18 protein-coding genes are annotated in these 19,288 nt (G+C 48.4%); 12 read left to right on the forward strand and 6 right to left on the reverse strand.

Features of this window, described 5'->3' with window-relative positions; genetic code table 11:
* Window positions 1–86: 86 nt before the first annotated feature.
* From PF479_RS14405 to PF479_RS14415, 3 genes are read left to right on the forward strand one after another with little or no spacing between them, the layout of a single operon-like run.
* Entirely contained in the window at window positions 87–1,463 is a 1,377-nt protein-coding gene (locus tag PF479_RS14405) for a tetratricopeptide repeat protein (protein ID WP_298007821.1), read from the forward strand.
* Window positions 1,460–2,158, forward strand: coding sequence for a metallophosphoesterase (locus PF479_RS14410; RefSeq protein WP_298007823.1), 699 nt, complete (start codon window positions 1,460–1,462; stop codon window positions 2,156–2,158). The genes PF479_RS14405 and PF479_RS14410 overlap by 4 nt, the downstream gene beginning before the upstream one ends.
* Window positions 2,151–3,065, forward strand: a complete 915-nt coding sequence (locus tag PF479_RS14415) for a transcriptional regulator (RefSeq protein WP_298007825.1) — start codon at window positions 2,151–2,153, stop codon at window positions 3,063–3,065. Before PF479_RS14410 ends, PF479_RS14415 begins: the two co-directional genes overlap by 8 nt.
* On the opposite strand, the gene PF479_RS14420 is transcribed toward PF479_RS14415, so the two are convergent.
* Both PF479_RS14420 and PF479_RS14425 read right to left on the reverse strand, forming a co-directional pair.
* Window positions 3,016–3,756 (reverse strand): hypothetical protein, encoded by a 741-nt coding sequence (locus PF479_RS14420; RefSeq protein ID WP_298007827.1) that lies wholly within the window; start codon window positions 3,754–3,756, stop codon window positions 3,016–3,018. The genes PF479_RS14415 and PF479_RS14420 overlap by 50 nt on opposite strands.
* Window positions 3,753–4,982 carry a hypothetical protein gene (locus tag PF479_RS14425; RefSeq protein ID WP_298007830.1) on the reverse strand — a complete coding sequence of 410 codons (1,230 nt, stop codon included), beginning with the start codon at window positions 4,980–4,982 and terminating at the stop codon, window positions 3,753–3,755. The genes PF479_RS14420 and PF479_RS14425 overlap by 4 nt, the downstream gene beginning before the upstream one ends.
* 164 nt (window positions 4,983–5,146) lie before the next feature.
* Between PF479_RS14425 and PF479_RS14430 the strand changes: the two genes are divergently transcribed.
* Genes PF479_RS14430 through pgeF form a run of 7 tightly spaced genes read left to right on the forward strand, consistent with a single transcriptional unit; the run spans window position 5,147 to window position 11,237 of the window.
* Complete coding sequence (locus PF479_RS14430) at window positions 5,147–7,012, forward strand: N-6 DNA methylase (protein WP_298007832.1); 1,866 nt, start codon at window positions 5,147–5,149, stop codon at window positions 7,010–7,012.
* Window positions 6,993–7,589, forward strand: a complete 597-nt coding sequence (pth, locus tag PF479_RS14435) for an aminoacyl-tRNA hydrolase (protein WP_298007834.1) — start codon at window positions 6,993–6,995, stop codon at window positions 7,587–7,589. Before PF479_RS14430 ends, pth begins: the two co-directional genes overlap by 20 nt.
* Window positions 7,586–8,296, forward strand: a complete 711-nt coding sequence (locus PF479_RS14440; RefSeq protein ID WP_298007836.1) for a 5'-methylthioadenosine/adenosylhomocysteine nucleosidase — start codon at window positions 7,586–7,588, stop codon at window positions 8,294–8,296. Before pth ends, PF479_RS14440 begins: the two co-directional genes overlap by 4 nt.
* 30 nt (window positions 8,297–8,326) lie before the next feature.
* On the forward strand, window positions 8,327–8,803 hold the full coding sequence (locus PF479_RS14445; protein ID WP_298007838.1) for an S-ribosylhomocysteine lyase: 477 nt from the start codon (window positions 8,327–8,329) through the stop codon (window positions 8,801–8,803).
* Between the two features lie 25 nt (window positions 8,804–8,828).
* A complete protein-coding gene (gene pgl, locus PF479_RS14450; protein WP_298007840.1) occupies window positions 8,829–9,539 on the forward strand; it encodes a 6-phosphogluconolactonase in 711 nt (236 codons plus the stop codon).
* Window positions 9,536–10,459 (forward strand): cation diffusion facilitator family transporter, encoded by a 924-nt coding sequence (locus PF479_RS14455; protein ID WP_298007842.1) that lies wholly within the window; start codon window positions 9,536–9,538, stop codon window positions 10,457–10,459. Before pgl ends, PF479_RS14455 begins: the two co-directional genes overlap by 4 nt.
* A 4-nt stretch (window positions 10,460–10,463) precedes the next feature.
* Window positions 10,464–11,237, forward strand: a complete 774-nt coding sequence (pgeF, locus tag PF479_RS14460) for a peptidoglycan editing factor PgeF (protein ID WP_298007844.1) — start codon at window positions 10,464–10,466, stop codon at window positions 11,235–11,237.
* A 70-nt stretch (window positions 11,238–11,307) separates the two neighbouring features.
* On the opposite strand, the gene PF479_RS14465 is transcribed toward pgeF, so the two are convergent.
* Window positions 11,308–13,104 carry a DEAD/DEAH box helicase gene (locus PF479_RS14465; protein ID WP_298007846.1) on the reverse strand — a complete coding sequence of 599 codons (1,797 nt, stop codon included), beginning with the start codon at window positions 13,102–13,104 and terminating at the stop codon, window positions 11,308–11,310.
* Between the two features lie 280 nt (window positions 13,105–13,384).
* Between PF479_RS14465 and PF479_RS14470 the strand changes: the two genes are divergently transcribed.
* On the forward strand, window positions 13,385–15,022 hold the full coding sequence (locus tag PF479_RS14470; RefSeq protein WP_298007848.1) for a SpoIIE family protein phosphatase: 1,638 nt from the start codon (window positions 13,385–13,387) through the stop codon (window positions 15,020–15,022).
* Window positions 15,023–15,092: 70 nt separating this feature from the next.
* Here the strand turns inward: PF479_RS14470 and dxs are convergent, their stop codons facing one another.
* The 3 genes from dxs to PF479_RS14485 form a co-directional block, all read right to left on the reverse strand.
* Complete coding sequence (gene dxs, locus PF479_RS14475; RefSeq protein ID WP_298007850.1) at window positions 15,093–17,045, reverse strand: 1-deoxy-D-xylulose-5-phosphate synthase; 1,953 nt, start codon at window positions 17,043–17,045, stop codon at window positions 15,093–15,095.
* A 301-nt stretch (window positions 17,046–17,346) separates the two neighbouring features.
* Window positions 17,347–18,330, reverse strand: coding sequence for a tRNA (adenosine(37)-N6)-dimethylallyltransferase MiaA (gene miaA / locus PF479_RS14480; protein ID WP_298007852.1), 984 nt, complete (start codon window positions 18,328–18,330; stop codon window positions 17,347–17,349).
* On the reverse strand, window positions 18,269–18,478 hold the full coding sequence (locus tag PF479_RS14485) for a DNA-directed RNA polymerase subunit omega (RefSeq protein ID WP_298007854.1): 210 nt from the start codon (window positions 18,476–18,478) through the stop codon (window positions 18,269–18,271). Before PF479_RS14485 ends, miaA begins: the two co-directional genes overlap by 62 nt.
* A 127-nt stretch (window positions 18,479–18,605) precedes the next feature.
* On the opposite strand from PF479_RS14485, the gene PF479_RS14490 reads away from it, so the two are divergent.
* On the forward strand, window positions 18,606–19,288 hold a 683-nt coding region (locus PF479_RS14490), incomplete at its 3' end, for a cache domain-containing protein (RefSeq protein WP_298007855.1).

The following is a 19,288-nucleotide window of genomic DNA, read 5'->3' on the forward strand; positions in this document are numbered from 1 at the left end:
AAAAATTCCGTCCTTATCCATAGATTAAAGAAAGTTCCATGGAATGGTTTCCACATCCGGGAAGTGGATTTTTTTTTGGGGAGTTCATGAGTATCATCATCATACTTATTATTGTTTTCGGCACGGCAGTGTCAGTTTTTACTTTTTTTATTGTCAAATCTGTTTTAGCTCCCAAAAAGGTGGCTTCCCTGGCAGATCTGGTCAAGCAGAATAAGAATACACAAGCCATACGCACGGCCAAACATATCATCAGTAATGAACCCAGGAGCAGTGAGGCTCACTACCTTCTGGCAAAAGCCCTGGAACAGGACGGAAAGGCCGAACTGGCACTGATGGAAATGAAAACCGTCAGCCATATCAATGAGTTCAAGGGATACTGCAAGGAAAATGAGTTCCGTCCCCGTATCGCCGCCCTCTATCAGCAATTCAATTTCCCCGATGAGGCCCTCAAGGATTACCTTCTTCTGATCAAGTTGGAACCCTACAATGCAAATTACTATTTTCAGGCAGGAGTCCTTTTTGAAAAACGAAAGAAAAACTCTCAGGCCGCCAATTACTATAAAAAGACCATAGATCTGGACCCCCGCAATTCGGAGGCTCATTTCAATCTGGGAACACTCCTGTACAAGGGCAAAAGATATAACGATGCCAAAATCATCCTGGCCAAGGCACTGAAGCTCAAACCGGATAATTACAAGGCTCATTTTTACCTGGGCCGCATGTATAAGGAAACCCAGAACTACACCAGCGCTATTCAGTCTTTCGAACAGGCTCAGAAGGACAGTGAATTCAAGATCAAGGCCCTGATTGAACGGGGAATTTGCTACATTGCCATCCAGAACTATGAGAAGGGGGCTACCGAGCTGGAACGGGCGGTGAAACTATCATTGGAAAAACCCGATGATTCCACCCTCTTTGCCCGGTACTATCTGGCCATGTGCCATGAAAAAAGAAGGGATATTGATAGAGCCATCGAGCAATGGGAAGCCATTTATAATACAAAGCAGTCTTTTAAGGATGTCGCCGAAAAACTGAGTCAATTCCAGGAGCTCCGTGAAAATGACAGTATGAAAGATTACCTGACCACTTCCAATCAGGAGTTCCTGAACCTCTGTACCAGATTGATGGAGGTCATGAATCTGAGCATTTCAGACCAGAACCTCACACCCATGGGATGTCAGATCATAGCCACCGAAAAAACAACGGGTCAATGGCGGAACACCAAAAAGATGCCTCATCTCATCCGTTTTTATAGAATTACCGACAGCATTGATCATCAACAGGTCAGGGAATTCCATGAAGAAATTCAGAAACTGAAAGCCTCCAGGGGCATTATGATCACAAGCGCTCTTTTCACCAGGGCAGCCAAGGACTTCACTGAATCCAGACCTATTGAGCTGATTGAAAAAGGAAAGCTCCAGGAACTGCTGGACCGGGCAGAGAAAGTGATCCTTAAGAAATGAAAATACTCATTGTTGCTGACAATAAGGACCCCCTGGTCTACTCTCCCAATATAAAAAAACGCTTCGGCGATGTAGAAGTGATTCTGGGAGCAGGAGATCTGCCCATGGAATACTATGGATTCATTGTCAGCAGCCTGAACCGGCCCCTTTATTTTATCTTCGGAAATCATGACCTAAAGCACTATCAGGTGTTTAAAAAAGGAGAGCGTGCCATTCAAGTAGGGGGAGCAGGTGACGACCCCACGTCTCTGCAGAACCTGTATAAAAACAGCTTTGGAGCCACCTATATTGGTGATAAAGTCGTCCGCCTTAAATCCAAGAAACTATTGATTGCCGGACTGGGAGGAAGCCTCCGTTACAACAAGGGAGTGAATCAATACACTGAGTTTCAAATGCGTTTGAAGATGCTGAAAATGGTCCCCCGCCTGTTGTGGAACAAATGGCGCCATGGCCGATATCTTGATATTCTCCTCACCCATGCCGCTCCCAGAGGAATCCATGACAAGGAAGATCCCTGCCATCTGGGGTTTAAAAGTTTCTTATGGTTTATGGATAAGTATAAACCCCGTTACCTGCTTCATGGACATATACATCTCTATTCACTCAATGATAAGAGGGTTACCCAATACAAAGAAACGACAGTGATAAACACATACGACCACTATTTATTGGATTATGAGGAAAATAATGGATAAACATATGATGAATTCCCAGGCTTCCTCGGACTTCAACAAGGCTAAGAGCAAAGCCATTTTCAATACAGTCATGAATATTCTCCGGCCTGAAAGAAGACAGCTTTTGTCTTTTTATGATGTTAAATCTCTGATCAAAACAAGTTCGGAAAGCTATAAAGGGATGCAGGCTGTCAAGATTGAGGATATTGCCGGCAGTGAAGGCCGATACAGTGACTTTAACAAAGCCTTTCTTCCTAAAAAAGAACATCTGAGGAAACGCTGGGAGAGCATCGACAAAGCCTATATGGGGGATGTAAACCTGCCGTCCATCATGCTCTATAAGATTGGGAGCATCTATTTTGTCCGTGACGGGAATCACAGGGTCTCTGTTGCCAAGGCACAGGGCATGTTTTCCATCGATGCAGAAGTGACTGAGCTGACAACCGAGGTAAAATTGAATTCGACCATGGATATGATGGATCTGAAACAATCGGTCATAGACTATGAACGGAACCTGATACTGAAACAGACCGATCTGGACGGAATTATCGAAGAAGGGAATATCTTTTTCACTGCCCCGGGCCGGTATGAAGAGATGCTGCAGCATATAGTGGGACATAAATATTATATCAACATGGATCAGGAGGAGGAGATCCTTCTGTCTGTTGCCGCCCGGTCCTGGTATGAAAACCTCTACCTACCCATTGTGAAGGTGATCAGGGATGCCAGTCTCCTCTCACACTTTCCGGGACGGACAGAAGCGGATCTGTACATCTGGATAGTGAAACAGTGGCACTATCTGAAGGAAAAATACGGTCCCGAATATCCCCTGGAGGCAGCGGCGGCTAAATATACACAGGAATTCGGTTACAGCTTCTTTAAGAATCCTCTGAAGTGGCTGAAACAGAAGCTTGATCCTGAAGAGTAGTATCCTCCAGGAGCGGTTCAGCCTCCCGGATCAGATAAGGACCGGATTTCAGGCCGAATCCTCTCTCCTCATCCTGAAAATAAATCATAAACCAGCTGACAATCTGTTCCTCTTCGGCTTCCAGTAGTTCAGTCCTGGAGTAGAACCCCCCGGACCTGTATTTTTCTGAGACCAGTTCACCTCTCTCATTGTAAAACCAGAGAACCACAGGGTCATGGCCAGCCGCATCAATCCGTATAAAATTACCCTGAACCTGAGCCCTTGGAAATTCATAAACCCCGGGAGCGACTCCCGGATCATCGACCCGAAAGAGATGCTCTTCCCTCTGGCCGCTCCGGTCAATGACTAACAACCGGTAGTCTCCCCCCGGAAGCGGACCTCCCAGGGTCATACCATTGGCTCCGATCCAGGTTTCTCCGTCCTCTGTAAGGCTGACCCAGCTGTCAGGAGTCAGTTCCCAGGCCCAACCCTGATCATCCCGGCGGATAGAGATCTCACTGATATCCTCCACACCGTCTTCATCTTCCATCTGGGCAAAAAAATCCATTTCTGTATAGATTCCACCCCGGCCCTGATCGTAGGTATAGACAATCATCCACTCAGTGTTGAGGATTTTGGGAGGGCTGCCTGAGCAGGAGAGGAAAAGAAAAGAACTAACTGCCACCCATGCTGTCATTGCTGTGAATTTCAAGTTTCCCGACTCTCCGTCACCGCCTCGACAACGGTTCGTTTATGATCTTCCGTGGTGAGAACCTTTCCATCTTCTTCAAGGACAGAGAGGACCAGGAGAAGACGGCTCCGGCTCAGATCCAGGAGGCCTTTCAGATCGGAAAGCTCGAAGGAAGTCCCCCGGGGAAGCAGTGTCAGGAAAGAATCAACCAGGCTCTGGAAGGCCTGTTGTTCTACGGCAAAGGTTTCAAAAACGCGGATAAGGCCCCGCTTTTCCATGGCATCCAGACGGCGGCCCAGTTTAAAGGTCTCTTTTAAAGGAATGCCTTCGGCTCCCGCCGCTTGCAGATTTTCGAGCCACATCCGGCTCATGGGGGACAGAAAGGCTCGATGATCATCGCACTGATTAAAAAGAGTTCCCCGGATTCTGATGATTTTATCCTCTCTGATGAGGAGATCACAGATTTCCCGGCAGAGCCTCAGGGGAAGGCCCAGCAGGTCGGGCAATTCATCTTCGGCGATACCCTCTTCCGCCCTGCATCGTTTTTCCACAGTGGCAAGGGCTTTATCATAAACCCGGGACATCAAAACCCAGCCCCCCAGTTTGACAGAACCTTCAAACTTTTTCTCCATTAAATGGGGGGGAAGAACGATGGCACCCCGGACACGGAGGTTCATCGAATAGACGGCATCCTCACCGGGAAAATTACTGATTTTATTCATACGGGCTTTCATATTTTTAAGCTCTTCCGTCGTCCAGGGTTCAGCCATCAGCAGAAGACACTCGCCCGACTGGCTGCCCTGACTGAGAGTATAAATCTGCCCGGGGATTTGCAGAAAGGGAATGCGGGAGCTCAGGATGACGGTCTTGCTCCCTTCACTGCAGCTGACGGAATCCCGGCTTTTCAGGCCGGGAGTATCCCGAAGATGAAGAGAGAGGGAATCTCCGGCGGTGATTTTTTTCTTCCAGATGACCAGGGCTTTGCGGCCTTCCGAAGCACCCGTATCTTCGGAAATCAACTGATCGCCCCTGTTCAGCCTGGAACGGGAGAGACCTTTCAGCTCCAGAATCACATCTTTCCCTCCGGGAATAGAATGAACCTGTTTAAGACGAACCGTCTGCTTTCCGGGAAATAGGAGAAACCGCCCCGATTCGGGGGGATTGCCGATGACTGAGGCCTGAAGCGAGACCCCTTTTCCTTCTGTTTGAGGAGGGCTCAGAACCGTATAATGACTAATTTGTGACAATGAAAGTCTCCAGGTGAGTATTTTTTTCTCTTTTTATACCGGAAAGCATACAGAGTGTGTGCTGGTCAGGCTATAATGAAGCCCTTGAAAAACTGATCCGGTAAGATCAATCATATCATAACCTGCCGGGATTCGTGAATACAGGAATTGCACCAGAAGGAATTATGACACTCCGGGAAAAAGCAGACAATCTGAACATCAGTCCCCATACACTGAGAAACTGGCAGAAAAGAAAGGAAGCCAGCGATACGGCTTCCAGAAATCTTGTCAGTCGGGCCAACAAACTCAACTCTTTCCGATTGACCCTGGCTGTGGAACTCCTTCATAAGAAGGAGAACAAAGGAGCCCTTCAGGATATACGGGATATCCTCCTCTCACAGCCCCTCCAGATGGAGGGGCGGATACTTCTCTTTGCCCTTTACTATCTGAATTCCAAAAAGCTCCTCAGTTTCCCAACAAAACCATCATCCCGGGACTGCCTGGCAATGAGAATCAACCAGGCGGTCTGCGCCCCGGTGATGCAAAAAGAACTAACCATGCGGCTGAACCAGCTGTCAGAGAACGAGCAGAGGAGTCCCTTATCCCTGCCGGAATCATTCTCCCGCTGCTTCCATAAGAACCTGCTCAAAGAGACTGACCTCCCCGGACTGATATACCAAAGCATTCAGAATGAGGGTGCAAGATCCCGCCGGGGAGCCTGGTTTACCCCTGTGAACATCATCGATTCCATGATCAACCCCTATAAGAACCGGAAAAAAGGACTCTTTGATCCCTGCTGCGGGTCGGGACTCTTCCTCTGCCGTTTTGCAGAGATGAAGGGCAGCGCAGACTGTGTACGAGGCATGGACATGGACCCCCTCTCTGTCTTTCTGACCCGATTGAACCTGTTCACACGATTCCCTCTCTGGACCGCTTTTCAGAACATCCAGGAGGGTGACAGCCTGAAGGTTTCCAGCTGGTTCCTGGGAGCCCATGATCTTGTCGCCACGAATCCCCCCTGGGGGGCTCATATGGGAGAGGCCGATAAAAAAGAAATGCTTTTCCGCTATCCCGAAATACAATCAGGAGAATCGGCGTCCCTGTTCCTCAGACGCTGCAGCGATGAGCTTCCTCCCGGCGGAACAGCCTCCTTCCTGCTGCCGGAATCCCTGTTTTATGTAGAGATTCACAAAGACATCAGAACCTGGCTTTTAGAGAAGGCTCCTCCAGTGAAGATCACCGACAGAGGAAAGTTGTTCAAGGGTGTGTATTCGGCGGTGGTCTCCTGCGATTTCAGCAAAGATAGCTCTCACAGGAAAGTGAGAGTCATTTCTGCCGGAGTAGAGACGAAAGGACGGGAGGGGGAAAAACAGCTCCTGAGCCGATACAAAAAAAACACATTAAAAATTATCAATTTTCAAAGCTCCCGGGAGGCCCAGGCCCTCATCCATAAAATCAAAAATGGACGAACCAGATCCCTCCCGGAGGACTGTCTCTGGCTTCTGGGTGTTGTCACGGGAGACAATGCACGTTTTATTTCTGAAACGCCTCAGGGGGGGGCCATCCCCCTCCTCACGGGAAAAGAACTGGCCCCCTTCGGGCATAAACCTGTCTGCCGTTACCTGAAAACTGACGATGGTCCCTATCAGCAGAACCGTCCCCTGGAAGAGTACGGCCGCCCCAAACTGGCCTACCGGTTCATCGGCTATAAACCGGTCTTCTCCCTGGACAGAGAGGGACTGATCACCCTGAACTCAGCCAATGGACTGATTCCTCCCCGGGAGGAGGACCTGGAGGAACTGGCCTTCTGGTATAACTCTTCCCTCTTTCGCTTCTTATGGTTCAACCAGTACCGCTCGGTGAAGATGCTCCGGCATCATCTGGAACAGCTCCCCCTCCCCCAATGGAAAAAAATAGAGATAGAAGGAGTCCGGAAGCTTGTCAAAGAGGCGGAAAACCGGCAAGATGTCCAGTCTCTAATGGATGAAATGATTTTCAGGCATTTTAAACTTACCAACGAGGAAATAAAGATTGTCTTCAGTCAAATCTGAAATAAAACTCCTGGTCTTTGCAGGAAACCCGGGAACCCAGTACAGAGAAACCCGTCATAACGCCGGCTGGCTCTGTCTGGAGTCTCTTGAAAGGTCCGCCTCCATTGGATGGAGTGAGAAGTTTGTCAGCCGTATCGGTGATATCCGCCTTGAGGGGCGGCAAATCAGGATTCAGCAGCCTCTCAGCTTTATGAATAAAACGGGGGAACCCGTCCGGAAAGCCCTGGATTTTTTTAACCTGAAACCCGCGGAAATCCTAGTTATCCATGATGAACTGGAACTGCCTTTCGGAACCATACAGTTCAGATTCGGAGGAGGCCTGGGGGGTCACAATGGACTGAGGTCTCTCAAACAGCATCTGGGAACAGAAAATTTCTACAGACTCCGCTTCGGCATATCACGCCCCTCCCGGGGAGACGTCTCCTCCTGGGTTCTCTCCCGTTTTTCTTCCGAAGAGATGCCATTAATGGAGAATCTCAGCGATCGGACCCTCAAGGTTCTTGAAGAAATCCTCAAGGGTCACCACAATGCTCTGATAAACAAAAAAATGAATATACTGGAGGGTATGCCCTTATGAGTCATATCGAAGTCGGCATCATTGCCGCCATGAAAGAAGAAGCGACCGAATTGATCAGCCGCATAGAAGAAAGAAAAGAGGAAAAACGAGGCTCCCTCATCTATCATACAGGCCTCCTGGACGGAAAGTCGGTCTGCCTGCTTCAATGCGGCATAGGAAAGGTCAATGCTGCTGTTGGTACGGCGATCATGATAAGTGAATGGTCTCCCGAATACATCCTCAATACCGGTTCAGCCGGCGGATTTCATCAAAACCTGACCATTGGAGACATTGTTCTTTCTGATGAGGTTCTGCACCATGATGTGGATGCACGGGTCTTTGGCTACAAAAACGGCCAGGTGCCCGGGATGCCGTCCTCCTACAAAGGAGACAGGGATCTTCTCAGCTGCGCTCTGGCACTCCAATGCGAAGATCCTTCGGTCCATCTGATCAGCGGTATCATTGCCTCGGGGGATTCATTTATATCCCAGGATGACCAGATAAGACGAATTCAAACGATCTTTCCCCAGGTTGCCGCCAGCGAAATGGAAGCCGCGGCCGTGGCTCAGACCTGCCATATCTTTGGTACCCCCTTCCTCATCATCCGATCCATTTCCGATGTGGTGGGAGATAAGGATAATCACATGTCCTTCGATGAGTTTATGCCCATTGCGGCAAGGAATTCCATTGATATTGTGGGGAAAATCATCAAGACTTTTAGGAAGTGAATCATAAAGTGAAGAACCGGGGAGAATAGAATGGAAAAAATACCAAGTTTTAATATAGATCATATTAAGCTTCTCAGAGGAATCTATGTATCCAGAAAGGACAAGGTGGGAGGTGATACGGTCACCACATTTGACATCAGGATAAAAGAACCCAATAGGGAACCCGTCATGGATAATGCCCCCCTCCATACCCTGGAGCATCTGGGGGCCACCTACCTTCGAAGCGATCCTGACTGGAAAGACCGGATCCTCTATTTCGGGCCCATGGGCTGCCGTACCGGCTGCTATCTCCTTCTCAAGGGAGACTTGGAATCAAAAGATATTGTAGAACTCATCAGAAAGATGTTTCGCTTTATTGCCGACTATAAAAATGAGATACCCGGGACTGTAGCCAGAGACTGTGGAAACTACCTTGATCATAACATGGACATGGCTGCCTGGGAGTCCCGTAAATTCCTTACGGAAGTCCTGGATGTCATTGAAGAAAGCAATCTGATTTACCCATAAAATAAAAAAACTAGGAGCCCTAATCATGGCTGGAGCCCTGATATTTAACGATTACAAAGACTTTTGCCGGCAGGCAGCCGAACACATACAGGCTATTTTAAATCTGGCCCTTATCCATGGACCCCGCTGTTCCATGGTGCTCTCGGGAGGCTTGACTCCCGAAGGGATTTACACCCACCTGGCAGAAAACTCCGACGATTTTGACTGGAAGAAGGTCGATTTCTTTATCGGAGACGATCGCTGTGTGCCTGAAGATCACATTGACAGCAACTTCCGGATGATAAAACAGAGCTTTCTCGACAAGATTGAACACAGAGATTCTCAGGTTTTCACGATCAATCAAAGCCTCCCCCCCGAAGAGGGAGCCCGGGATTATCACCTCAGAATCAAGGAATACCTGGAAAATAACAGTGTCTTTGATCTGGTTATGCTGGGAATGGGTACCGACGGTCATACGGCTTCACTCTTCCCGGGATACCCGGAACAGTATGAGCGGGCCAGCCTGGTATTGGCCACACAAAAGGAAGCCCCTTTAAAACCCTTCCACCGCCGAATCACCATGACCGTTCCGACCCTCAACAGAAGCGATCATATCGTCTTCCTCATCCGGGGGGGGGATGATAAAATGGAAATCATGAACAAGGTGCTCTACCCCAAGGCGGGAGAACACAACAACTACCCGGTGGGACTGATCAAGCCGCAAAAAGGCAGAACCTACTGGTATTTTTCCCAATGATAGACAATGTCAGAATCCAGATCATCCGCAGGAGCTCCTGGATCGGGATAGTCGGCAATGGATTTCTGGCAGTCATAAAAGTAGTCATTGGTTTTCTATCGGGGTCCATCGCCGTTGTGGCGGACGGGATAGACTCCTCGGTAGATATTGTAACCTCACTGATAACACTGTTCACGGCCAATATCATCAGCGAACCGCCTGATATTAAACACCCCTGGGGTCATGCCCGGGCCGAAACAATTGCCACCAAGTCCCTCTCATTTTTTATATTTTTTGCAGGAGCCCAGCTCTTCATCTCGACCATTCGTCTTCTTTTTGAAGGGGGGCAGAGAGATCTGCCGGGCAAATGGGCAGTTCTGGCCGCAGGCATCTCCATTATTGGTAAAATAATTCTGGCTCTGAATAAATTCAACGCCGGAAAGAAGACAAATAGTTCCATGCTCATGGCCGATGCCAAAAATATGCAGAATGATATTTATATCTCCCTGTCCGTGCTGATCGGCCTGGGAGGAACCTACTATTTCAGCATGCCCATGATAGACCGGCTCACTGGTCTGCTGATCAGCCTCTGGATCATGAAGAGTGCCTTTGTTTTGTTCATGGAAACCAATATAGAATTGATGGACAGCGTCTCAGATCATTCGGTATATGCCACCGTCTTCAAGGCTGCCACAGAAACCCCTGGGGTAGTCAATCCGCACCGCGCCAGAATCCGGAAGCTGAACAACCTGTATGATATTGATCTGGATATCGAAGTCTGCAGCTCCATCACAGTACTGAAAGCCCATAAAATTGCGGTACAGGTCGAGGAACGCATCAAAATAGCACTCCCAGAAATCTTTGATATCATGGTTCATGTTGAGCCCGAAGGAAATGTAGAATCGGATGAGCAGTTTGGCCTGACTCCCAAGGATCTCTGATTCGGTGATACGCAGTGATAAATCAGGATTTATCCTGAACAGCTGGCCCTCTCTGGACCGTCTGGGCCTGAAGGCAGGCACCGTGTCGGGTAAGAATATGGCCTTCCATGCCCCCCGGGGAGTCAATCCTGAAGAGATACGGGAGAACCGCCGGCAACTGTCCCGGGAGCTTGATTTAGACCCGGAACAATGGATCTGTGCCGATCAGGTACACAGCTGCTCCTCTGTTCTGGTGGAGATGAAGGACCGGGGCTACGGTGCCCTCACGGCTTCATCGGCCATACCCCTGACAGATGCTCTGATCCTGGGAGAAGCTAAACTCCAGGGAATGATCTTTACCGCAGACTGTCTTCCCCTGATCCTTTACGACAGGGAAAAACAGATTGCCGCCCTGGTTCATGCTGGTTGGAAAGGAACGGCAGGAGGAATTGCCCCCCTGGTTCTGGAGAGGATGTGCTCTGAACTTGGATGCCGGAAAGAAGAAATCCTGGCGGTGGCAGGGCCTGCCATTCAAGACTGCTGCTATCAGATAGACCGTCCCGTATATGAGGGATTAACAAGGCCCTACCCGGAAACCCGGGGGGCCTTCAGTCCCGACGGCCCTGATCACTGGCGGCTGAGTCTGGAAAAGGCCGTATTTTATCAGCTGCAAGCCTGCGGATTGAAGGAAGACCAGTTGGAGGGCAGTAGTCTGTGCAGCTGCTGCGAAAAGGATCTGTTCTCCTGGCGCCGTGAGGGTCGGGAGAGCCGACGAATGGCTACATTCATCTGTACATAAAAAAAGAGACCGCCAGGGGTCTCTTTTTTTATTCAAAAATAATTTTTCTTTCAGAAAAATTTTATTATTCTTATTTTTTACCAAACAGTTTGGACAGGATTCCTTTCTTTTTCTCTGGAGTTCTGGCCGCTGTCTGGGCAGGCTTGGCTGAGGGTCTGGCAGTATTGCTGGACTTGAGTGGATTAGGTTTCTGATTCCCCTGTCGCTGGGATGAAGGCTTAGAGCTTTTCTTCCGTCTGCTGCCGGCCTGAACGGATTTTGATCCGCCCTTTCCAGATTTCATGGATGCACCATCGGCCTGAAAATCCTCACCGTATTTGGCTTTGTAGTAAGCTAATCGGTCTTCAATGCTGTTTTTACTGCTGACTCTTTCCATGGGTTGGCTGGCAGGAGCTCTGTTTTCGCCCCGATTGCGGGATCGGCTGTCCGTGGGTTTCTGACCCTTGTAGGCTGCTTTCCGCGGTCTGTTCCGGCTGGGACTCCGATTATCTCCACCCTGATGACTATTGGTCTTCTTGATTTCTTCATCCACGGCATCCATGGTTCCTGAGACGGCCATGACGGCAGACTGAACCCGGGCGGCTCTGGCATCCAGAGGTCTTTTGTTTCCACCGCTGTATTTACGGCTGACACCTTTACTCTGGGGACGGCTTCTTCCGTCTCGGCGGCCCTGAAAATCACCGGGAGAACCGGCTCTCTTATCAAAGTGAAAGCGCATTCCTGCACTCTTATCTTCTTCCATCAGGTTTTCTTCTGCCCAGGAAACCGGAATTTTCTGACCCATAAGCTTTTCTATGGAAGGCAGTCCGTATACGAACTTTTCACAGGCAAGGGTAATTGCTTTACCCGACTTACCGGCACGGGCAGTTCTTCCTATTCTATGCACATAGCTTTCTGCATCTGTGGGAACGTCATAATTGACAACCAGGGCCAGATTATCGATATGAAGCCCGCGGGCAGCCACATCAGTAGCCACAAGGAAGGGAGTTTTACCTTCTTTGGCTTCTTCTACAATCTTCAGTCTTTTTTTCTGGGGAAGGTCACCCATGAGACACTTGGCATGGTATCCGTTATGCTCCAGGCGCTTGGCAACCTCATAAGTGGTATGTTTTGTATTGGCAAAAATGAGAGCCGTTTCGGGCTTGTCCCGTTTCATGATGCCTAGAAGAAGTTGCATCTTTTCATCGGCACTGACGTGATACAGCTCCTGTGTAATGGCCTCGACAGCCAACTGCTCCGGTTCAATTACAATTTCACCGGGATCATTCATATATTCCCAGGCGAGGTTGCCCACTTTTGCATTTAAGGTGGCACTGAAAAGCATGGTTCGTCTTAAATCGGGTGCAGGCATTTTGCTTATAATTTTTCTGAGATCAGGAAGAAAACCCATATCAAAGAGACGGTCTGCCTCATCGATGACCAGAATTCCCATCTCTGAAAATCTGATTTTCCCGGATTTGCTGAAATCGATCAGACGGCCCGGAGTTCCAATAAGAATGTCACATCCATCGGCAAGCAGATCTTCCTGTTCGTTGTATCCGACGCCGCCATAAAAGCTTCCCACTCTGAAGTCCAGGAACTCTCCCAGGATTTTGGCTTCTGTCTCAATCTGGACAACAAGTTCTCTGGTCGGGCAGATAATCAGGGCTTTCTGCCCCTTGAAATGCTTGTCTTCACTTAATAATTGAAAAATAGAAATTAGAAACGCTGCCGTTTTCCCTGTTCCTGTCTGGGACTGGGCAAATACATCTTTGTTCTCTAAAACAGTCTGGAACGTCTGTTCCTGTACGGGCATGCACTCTTTAAAGCCTGCCGCTTCAATACCCTTATGGATATTCTCATTAAATTCGAATTCGGTAAATTTCATCTGAATTGTATCTCACACATTTTGTAGCATATTTTTTTAGTCCGGTCGGAATTATTCATCTCATTGGATAAGTTGTCTGCCTGAAAATCATAATTCTTCAGAACATAAACCATTGATTCAGTAAATTCGTACAGGTACTGGGAACTCCACTTCCGGGAGATTCCTGTTCAATATAACCTCTTAATAAAAGCTTTTTAGGTTACAATCAGGATAAGTATATATTTTTTATATATAATTGTCGATATAGTAGTCATCCCCTTAAGGTCTTAATACAAAGAGAATGAAAAAAAATAATAAATTGCTTCTGTTCACACTATCCATATTCACCACCACAGCCTGCCGGATTCAAAGCTCTGGCGAGTATGAAGGCTTACTCAGTTCCGATCCTCTGACCCTGCTCTCACGGTTAAAAGTTGCAGATATTCTGGGAGACAACAGCCTCCTTTATCTGATATCAACGGTCGGTGGGGTTTTGTTTTTCATTCTGGGGATCATCTTCTTTTTCCTTCATAGAAAAGATAAATCCTGGCTCTACCTGAGCCTCTCAGCCCTGGCCGGAGGAATCGTATACAGTCTGCCCCTCTGGGTCGGCAGGGTATCCCTTCCCCCGGAATTCTGGTCCCCTCTGATGGTCAGAACTTTTTTCCTCCTGATTTATTACTGGATGTATCGATCCTGGTGCCGGAAGGCCCTGTATCACAGAACGAAGGTCTGGGCGTCTGTTCTATCGTCAATTTTAGTTTCCCTGACACTGATAGCCGCACTCTTATCGGGTCATTTCCCAGGGATTTTAACCCTTCAATGGCCTGTACCCCTCCTGGCCACGGCCCTGATCATGGATTCCCTCGTGAACAGCATTATGTCCTTTCAGCGCAAGGATGATCCCTCGGGGATTGCCGGGATGATGACTCTTCCTCCCCTGGTCGGCGTAGCCCTCTGGTACTGGTTGAGCCGCGGATTCGGCGGACTTACGCCCTTCCTGAACAATGTATACTATGCCCTTCCTTCAATCCTGATTCCCTGGCAGCTGATCCTGACTATCGGTCTCATCCAGAGCCGCTACAACAAGGAAGAAAAGCGCAATCTCATCCTCGCGAAAATGGTGGAAGACGAAGAGCTTCAGAAGGAGAAACTGGAAGAGATCATCGAGAATCTTGAAGCACAAAATGAAGAAAACACCCGGATACCCGATTACAGCCTGGAATGTGCCAGACGTCTTCTGGGTCACAGGAATGAACTGTCCCCAAAGCTACCCTCTTCATGGACAGGGTCTCAGCGTCTGAGTTCAGAGAGTCCTCTCTGGCCGATTCTGGGAGTATGGAGCAGAGACAATACTCTCCTTTTTGCCGAAAACACAGGAAAGGAATCCCTTATTCCCCTCTTATACCTTCAGGAAATCTTTAAGAGCCTGAAGATGGAAAAACCTGCACAGATGTTCAAATCCATGAATGATAAAATGTGTTCACTCCCTCAAAACCTGGAATCCGGTCTTTCAGGTATTTATCTGTATTTTCTGGAAAATGAACTGATCTGCGGCACCGCCGGCAGTGTCAGGATCTATCTACAGAAGAAAGAAGGTAAAATCATACCTATTCAGGCTGAAGATAAACCGGTCACCTATAAAGAAGGGTTGGGAGTACGAGCCCAGACAAGAGAAGATGGCAAACCCTTCCGCCTGGTCCTGGAGAAGGGTGATAGAATCGTGTTGGTCTCCTGCAGCCTGACCGACAGAGAACTGGATGTCTCTGGAGAACTCTACGGCCAGAAATCCCTTTACAGAGTTTTAAACAGCCACATTACGGCCAACCCTGAAGACACGGTAAAGGCTATCCTGAAAGATTTTGATGATTTTGATCTGGGGAATCCCCTGGATAGACAGATTTTTGCTGGAGGTTTCCTCAAAAACTTAAGATCTTGAGAAACCATGCTTCCGCGGCACTCATTCGGCAATGCCCGCAAGCGGTCGCTGCCCTCATTTCATTTTCGAATCAGATATTATGAGGACTCCACTTGTCATTCTTGACCATATCCACAACCAGGTTGAATCGCAGTTCCGATTGTATGAGCTCCACCCGGGCTACAATAGCGTCCTTATCCAGTGCGCATTGTTTGATCAGCTGACCTCGGGTTGCCTGAGGCAGAAACTCCGAGGGGACACCCAGATTATAGTAGAGGATTTCCGAATGGTTCTCTAATAGAAGCGCGGCGATTTCTTCCCCCATTCCACCAGCGGCGAGCCCCTCTTCGACAAACAATACCTGCTCATAGTTTTCCATCAGGTCAAGGAGAGCCTTTCTGTCCAGAGGACGGATAAAGCGCATATGATAAACATCACAGTTGATACCTTTTTCTTCTAAAATAAGCGCTGCAGAAACCAGCTCTTCCAGGAGTCCTCCCAGGGATATCATCAGAATAGTTGATTTTTTCCTTCTGCTGACAAGAACCCCTTTACCCGCTTCCAGGGGCAGATCCTGGGATTCTCCGGAAGAATAAGTCCCTCCCTTGGGATAGCGGATCAGAACCGGATGATTCGCGGCGAGAGCCCATTCCAAAGACATCTCCATTTCTCTGACGCTCAAGGGAGCCAGAAAGGACAGTCCGGGAATATTCCGGAAGAGCAGAATATCGAAGATTCCCTGGTGAGTCTCACCGTCATCGCCCACGAGTCCGGAACGGTCCATACAGATCACCACAGGAAGTCCCGGAATGGCAATATCATGAATGAGCTGATCCACAGCCCTCTGCATAAAGGTTGAATAGATGGCAACAATCGGTTTCATGCCGGAAACAGCCAGACCCGCGGCAAAGGTCAGGGCATGAGGTTCTGCGATACCCACATCAAAAAATCGGCTGGGGAATTCCTCTTTAAAGGGGAGAAGACCCGTACCGGAGGCCATAGCCGCCGTGATGGCGACAATACGGTTATTCTTTTTGGCCTCGGTGAGGACGGAACATCCAAAGGCGGCTGTGGTGGTTACGATTTGAGGATAAGTCTTGAGGGAGGGGTCTACCTTTCCGGTTTCTATGGCAAAGGGACCGACACCATGAAAAGAAGAAGGATCTCCCTCAGCATGACTGTATCCCTTGCCTTTGGTTGTCAGAACATGAAGAAGTACGGGACCCTCAATATTCCGGACATGCTCGAGAACATCCGCCAGTTTCTCAATACTATGACCATTCACAGGGCCGACATACTTGAAGCCCAGGTCAGTGAAAAGGGTCTCCTTGTAGACAATCCCTTTCACACCCCGTTTTAATCTGTAGACCCATCTCAGAAGGGACTTCCCGGCAAAGGGAATATGGGAAATTGTGAAATCCACAACGATCCTGAATTTACGATAACTTCCTGTCAGGGCCAACCGTGAGAGATAGGAGGAAATGGCCCCCACATTCCGGCCGATAGACATGGCATTGTCATTCAGTATGACTACAAGGTCTTTTTGAAGATGTCCTGTAAAGTTCAGTGCTTCCAGGGCCTGTCCGCCAGTCAAAGCACCATCACCGATGATACAGAGAACCTTGTTCTTAAGATTCTGGAGCCGGTCTCCCGTCAACACACCCAATCCCGCAGAAATGGCGGTGGAGGCATGGCCTGTGTCAAAGATATCATGAGGATTCTCATCCCGCTTGGGAAAACCGCTGAGTCCTCCCTGCTGCCTGATGGTATGGAACAGATCGGCTCTTCCGGTGAGGAGTTTGTGGGTATAACACTGATGGCCCACATCCCAGATGAATTTATCACGGGGTGAGGAGTAAACCTTATGCAGGGCCAGAGTCAATTCGACCACACCCAGATTAGAGGCCAGATGACCACCGTTTTTACTGACCGTACTTATGATGATGCTCCGAATCTCTTCTGCAAGAGTATAGAGCTGCTTTGAAGACAGGTTTTTTATTTGATCCGGATGGTTAATGCCGGCTAGAATAGGATATTCCTTCACACATCACCTCAGGATGAAGTTTGCACCAAAGGGGCGCCAAAATAAAAGGCGGTATTAAAAAATACCGCCCTTTCTCACAAGAAGTTCAAACTATTTATGTTTATGTCTGTTCTTTCTCAACTTCTTTTTTCTTTTGTGAGTTGCGATTTTCTTTCTTTTACGTTTTCTACCACAGGGCATTTTTCGTAATCTCCTTACTACTTTATGGTTCCATCCTGTCGGTTCATGCCCCACAGGTAATCTAAATTCTCATCTCTGGCTGTACAGAGCTTAAATATTATGCCGTTTTCATCCTTTGAGGTCAAGACCCGGCAGTAGTAAAAACTTCAATCACTTTTCTGACATCTTCAGTCTGATCAGGGTGAAACCACTGCACTCCGGGAAGAGAGCTGAAAAATGTCATCTGCCGTTTGGCATAGCGCCTTGAATCCTTCTGAATACGGGCTTTAACATCTCCCAGAGTCAGGCAGCCTTCTCTTAAAAAAGGAAAGAACTCGCTGTAACCTATTCCTTTCATACCCGGATCATCCTCACAGGCTCCCCGGGTTATCAGATTTTTGACCTCTTCATAGAGACCCTGTTGAAACATGATCTCCACTCTTTCATTGATTCTCTCATACAGTTCCGCCCGGGGCCGCTCCAACCCCAGAAGGAGACAGGGAAGGTCATTCCTGGGTTTGCTTGCTGTTTTATATGTAGAAAGAGCTTGTCCTGTCCCCCGGAAGACCTCCAGAGCCCTGACAATGCGGGAGCGGTCCGCTGGATTCAAGCGCTCTGCCGTCTCGGGATCAACCAGGGCCAGCTGCATATGAAGAGCCTGAGGCCCCTTCTCTGACAGCTCGTCATTCAGGGTCTCCCTGAGTCCGGCCGGTATGGGCGGAATGGGGGGCAGTCCAAAAAGAAGATTTTTAAAATAAAAGGCGGTTCCACCTGAGAGAACAGGAAGTTTTCCCCTGTTATGAATACCCCGGATGCACTCTTCGGCCAGGCGCACAAAATCACCAGTGTTAAACTGTTCTGTATAATCCAGGATGTCTATAAGATGATGGGGGATTCTTTTTAAGCTGGGGGGATCGGGTTTGGCACTGCCGATGTCCAGCAGGCGATACACCTGCATTGAATCGGCACTGATGATCTCGGCGGAATCGCCAAACAACTCTTCCAGGAGATCCGTTTTCCCTACTGCCGTCGGTCCAAAGAGACAGACGACAGGAGGGAGAGTTTTATTTCTGGTATTCGTACTGAACTTTTTTGGAAATGATTTCTTCCAAGGCAGTAGAGACAATTTTTCCTCTATTCTTATCCAGATCATCGCTACCGGCCATGCTGATCTGCTCAGCTCTGTGAATGGCCGCATTGGTTAACTCGTACATATTACCTTCGTGATTTACCAAGTCTCCGAGAGGGATAATTAATTCGCGATTAATGGGCATTGACAATCCTTATCTTCAAAATTTGAGATATCCCAAGAAGTATACTGACGCCGGTGCTCTTTGTAAAGACAAACTACTGTCCAAACTGATATATTGTCAGGAACTGAATGATGATCAGGAGGGACCATTGCTGCGGCGATTCCGATTCTTCTATAAACTCTTTATTGCCTTCTTCCTGACCGGAGTAATACCAGTAGCTCTCCTCAGTACATCCTTTGCCCTCTTTTCGGGTGGTATTGTAACAGGTTCCTACAAACAGCAGGGCCACATTGCCATCAGGGGAATGTCAGAGGACCTCAATGCTCTCCTGCAAAAGTACCGCCACACAGTCTACTCACTCAGCAGTGATGATGAAATCATTGAGGCCATCCTGGAAGATAAGGTCCCGGAACGCTCAGATCTTCTGACACTCTATAAGAAGATTTACACAGCTCTCAGCGGTCATATTGATCATGCGTCCCTCCATGTCATCAGCCTGACAGGCTTTCCCTCCTTTTCCACCCATCAGATTCCAAAATCCTATCTGAATAGGGATGATGCCGCGGGCGGTTCATTCTCACTGGCCCGGAGTCAGCCGGAAAGATCATGGGCTGTTTTTAATAATTTTATCAATGAAAGGGGCAATATCGTCATGATGACCCTCATCAGGGCCATCCGGGATTCAGAGGGAAGCATCATCGGCTTTGTGGTGCTGGACATCAATAAACCCCATATAGCCCGGATGAGTGAAGAAAAGAATCAGGATGTTTTTTCGCAGATTCTGATTGTGGATACGAAGAGAAATCTTGTGAGTGATCTCAGGCACAGTGA

The organism is Oceanispirochaeta sp. (genome assembly GCF_027859075.1).
In the GTDB taxonomy this organism is placed as follows: domain Bacteria; phylum Spirochaetota; class Spirochaetia; order DSM-2461; family DSM-2461; genus Oceanispirochaeta.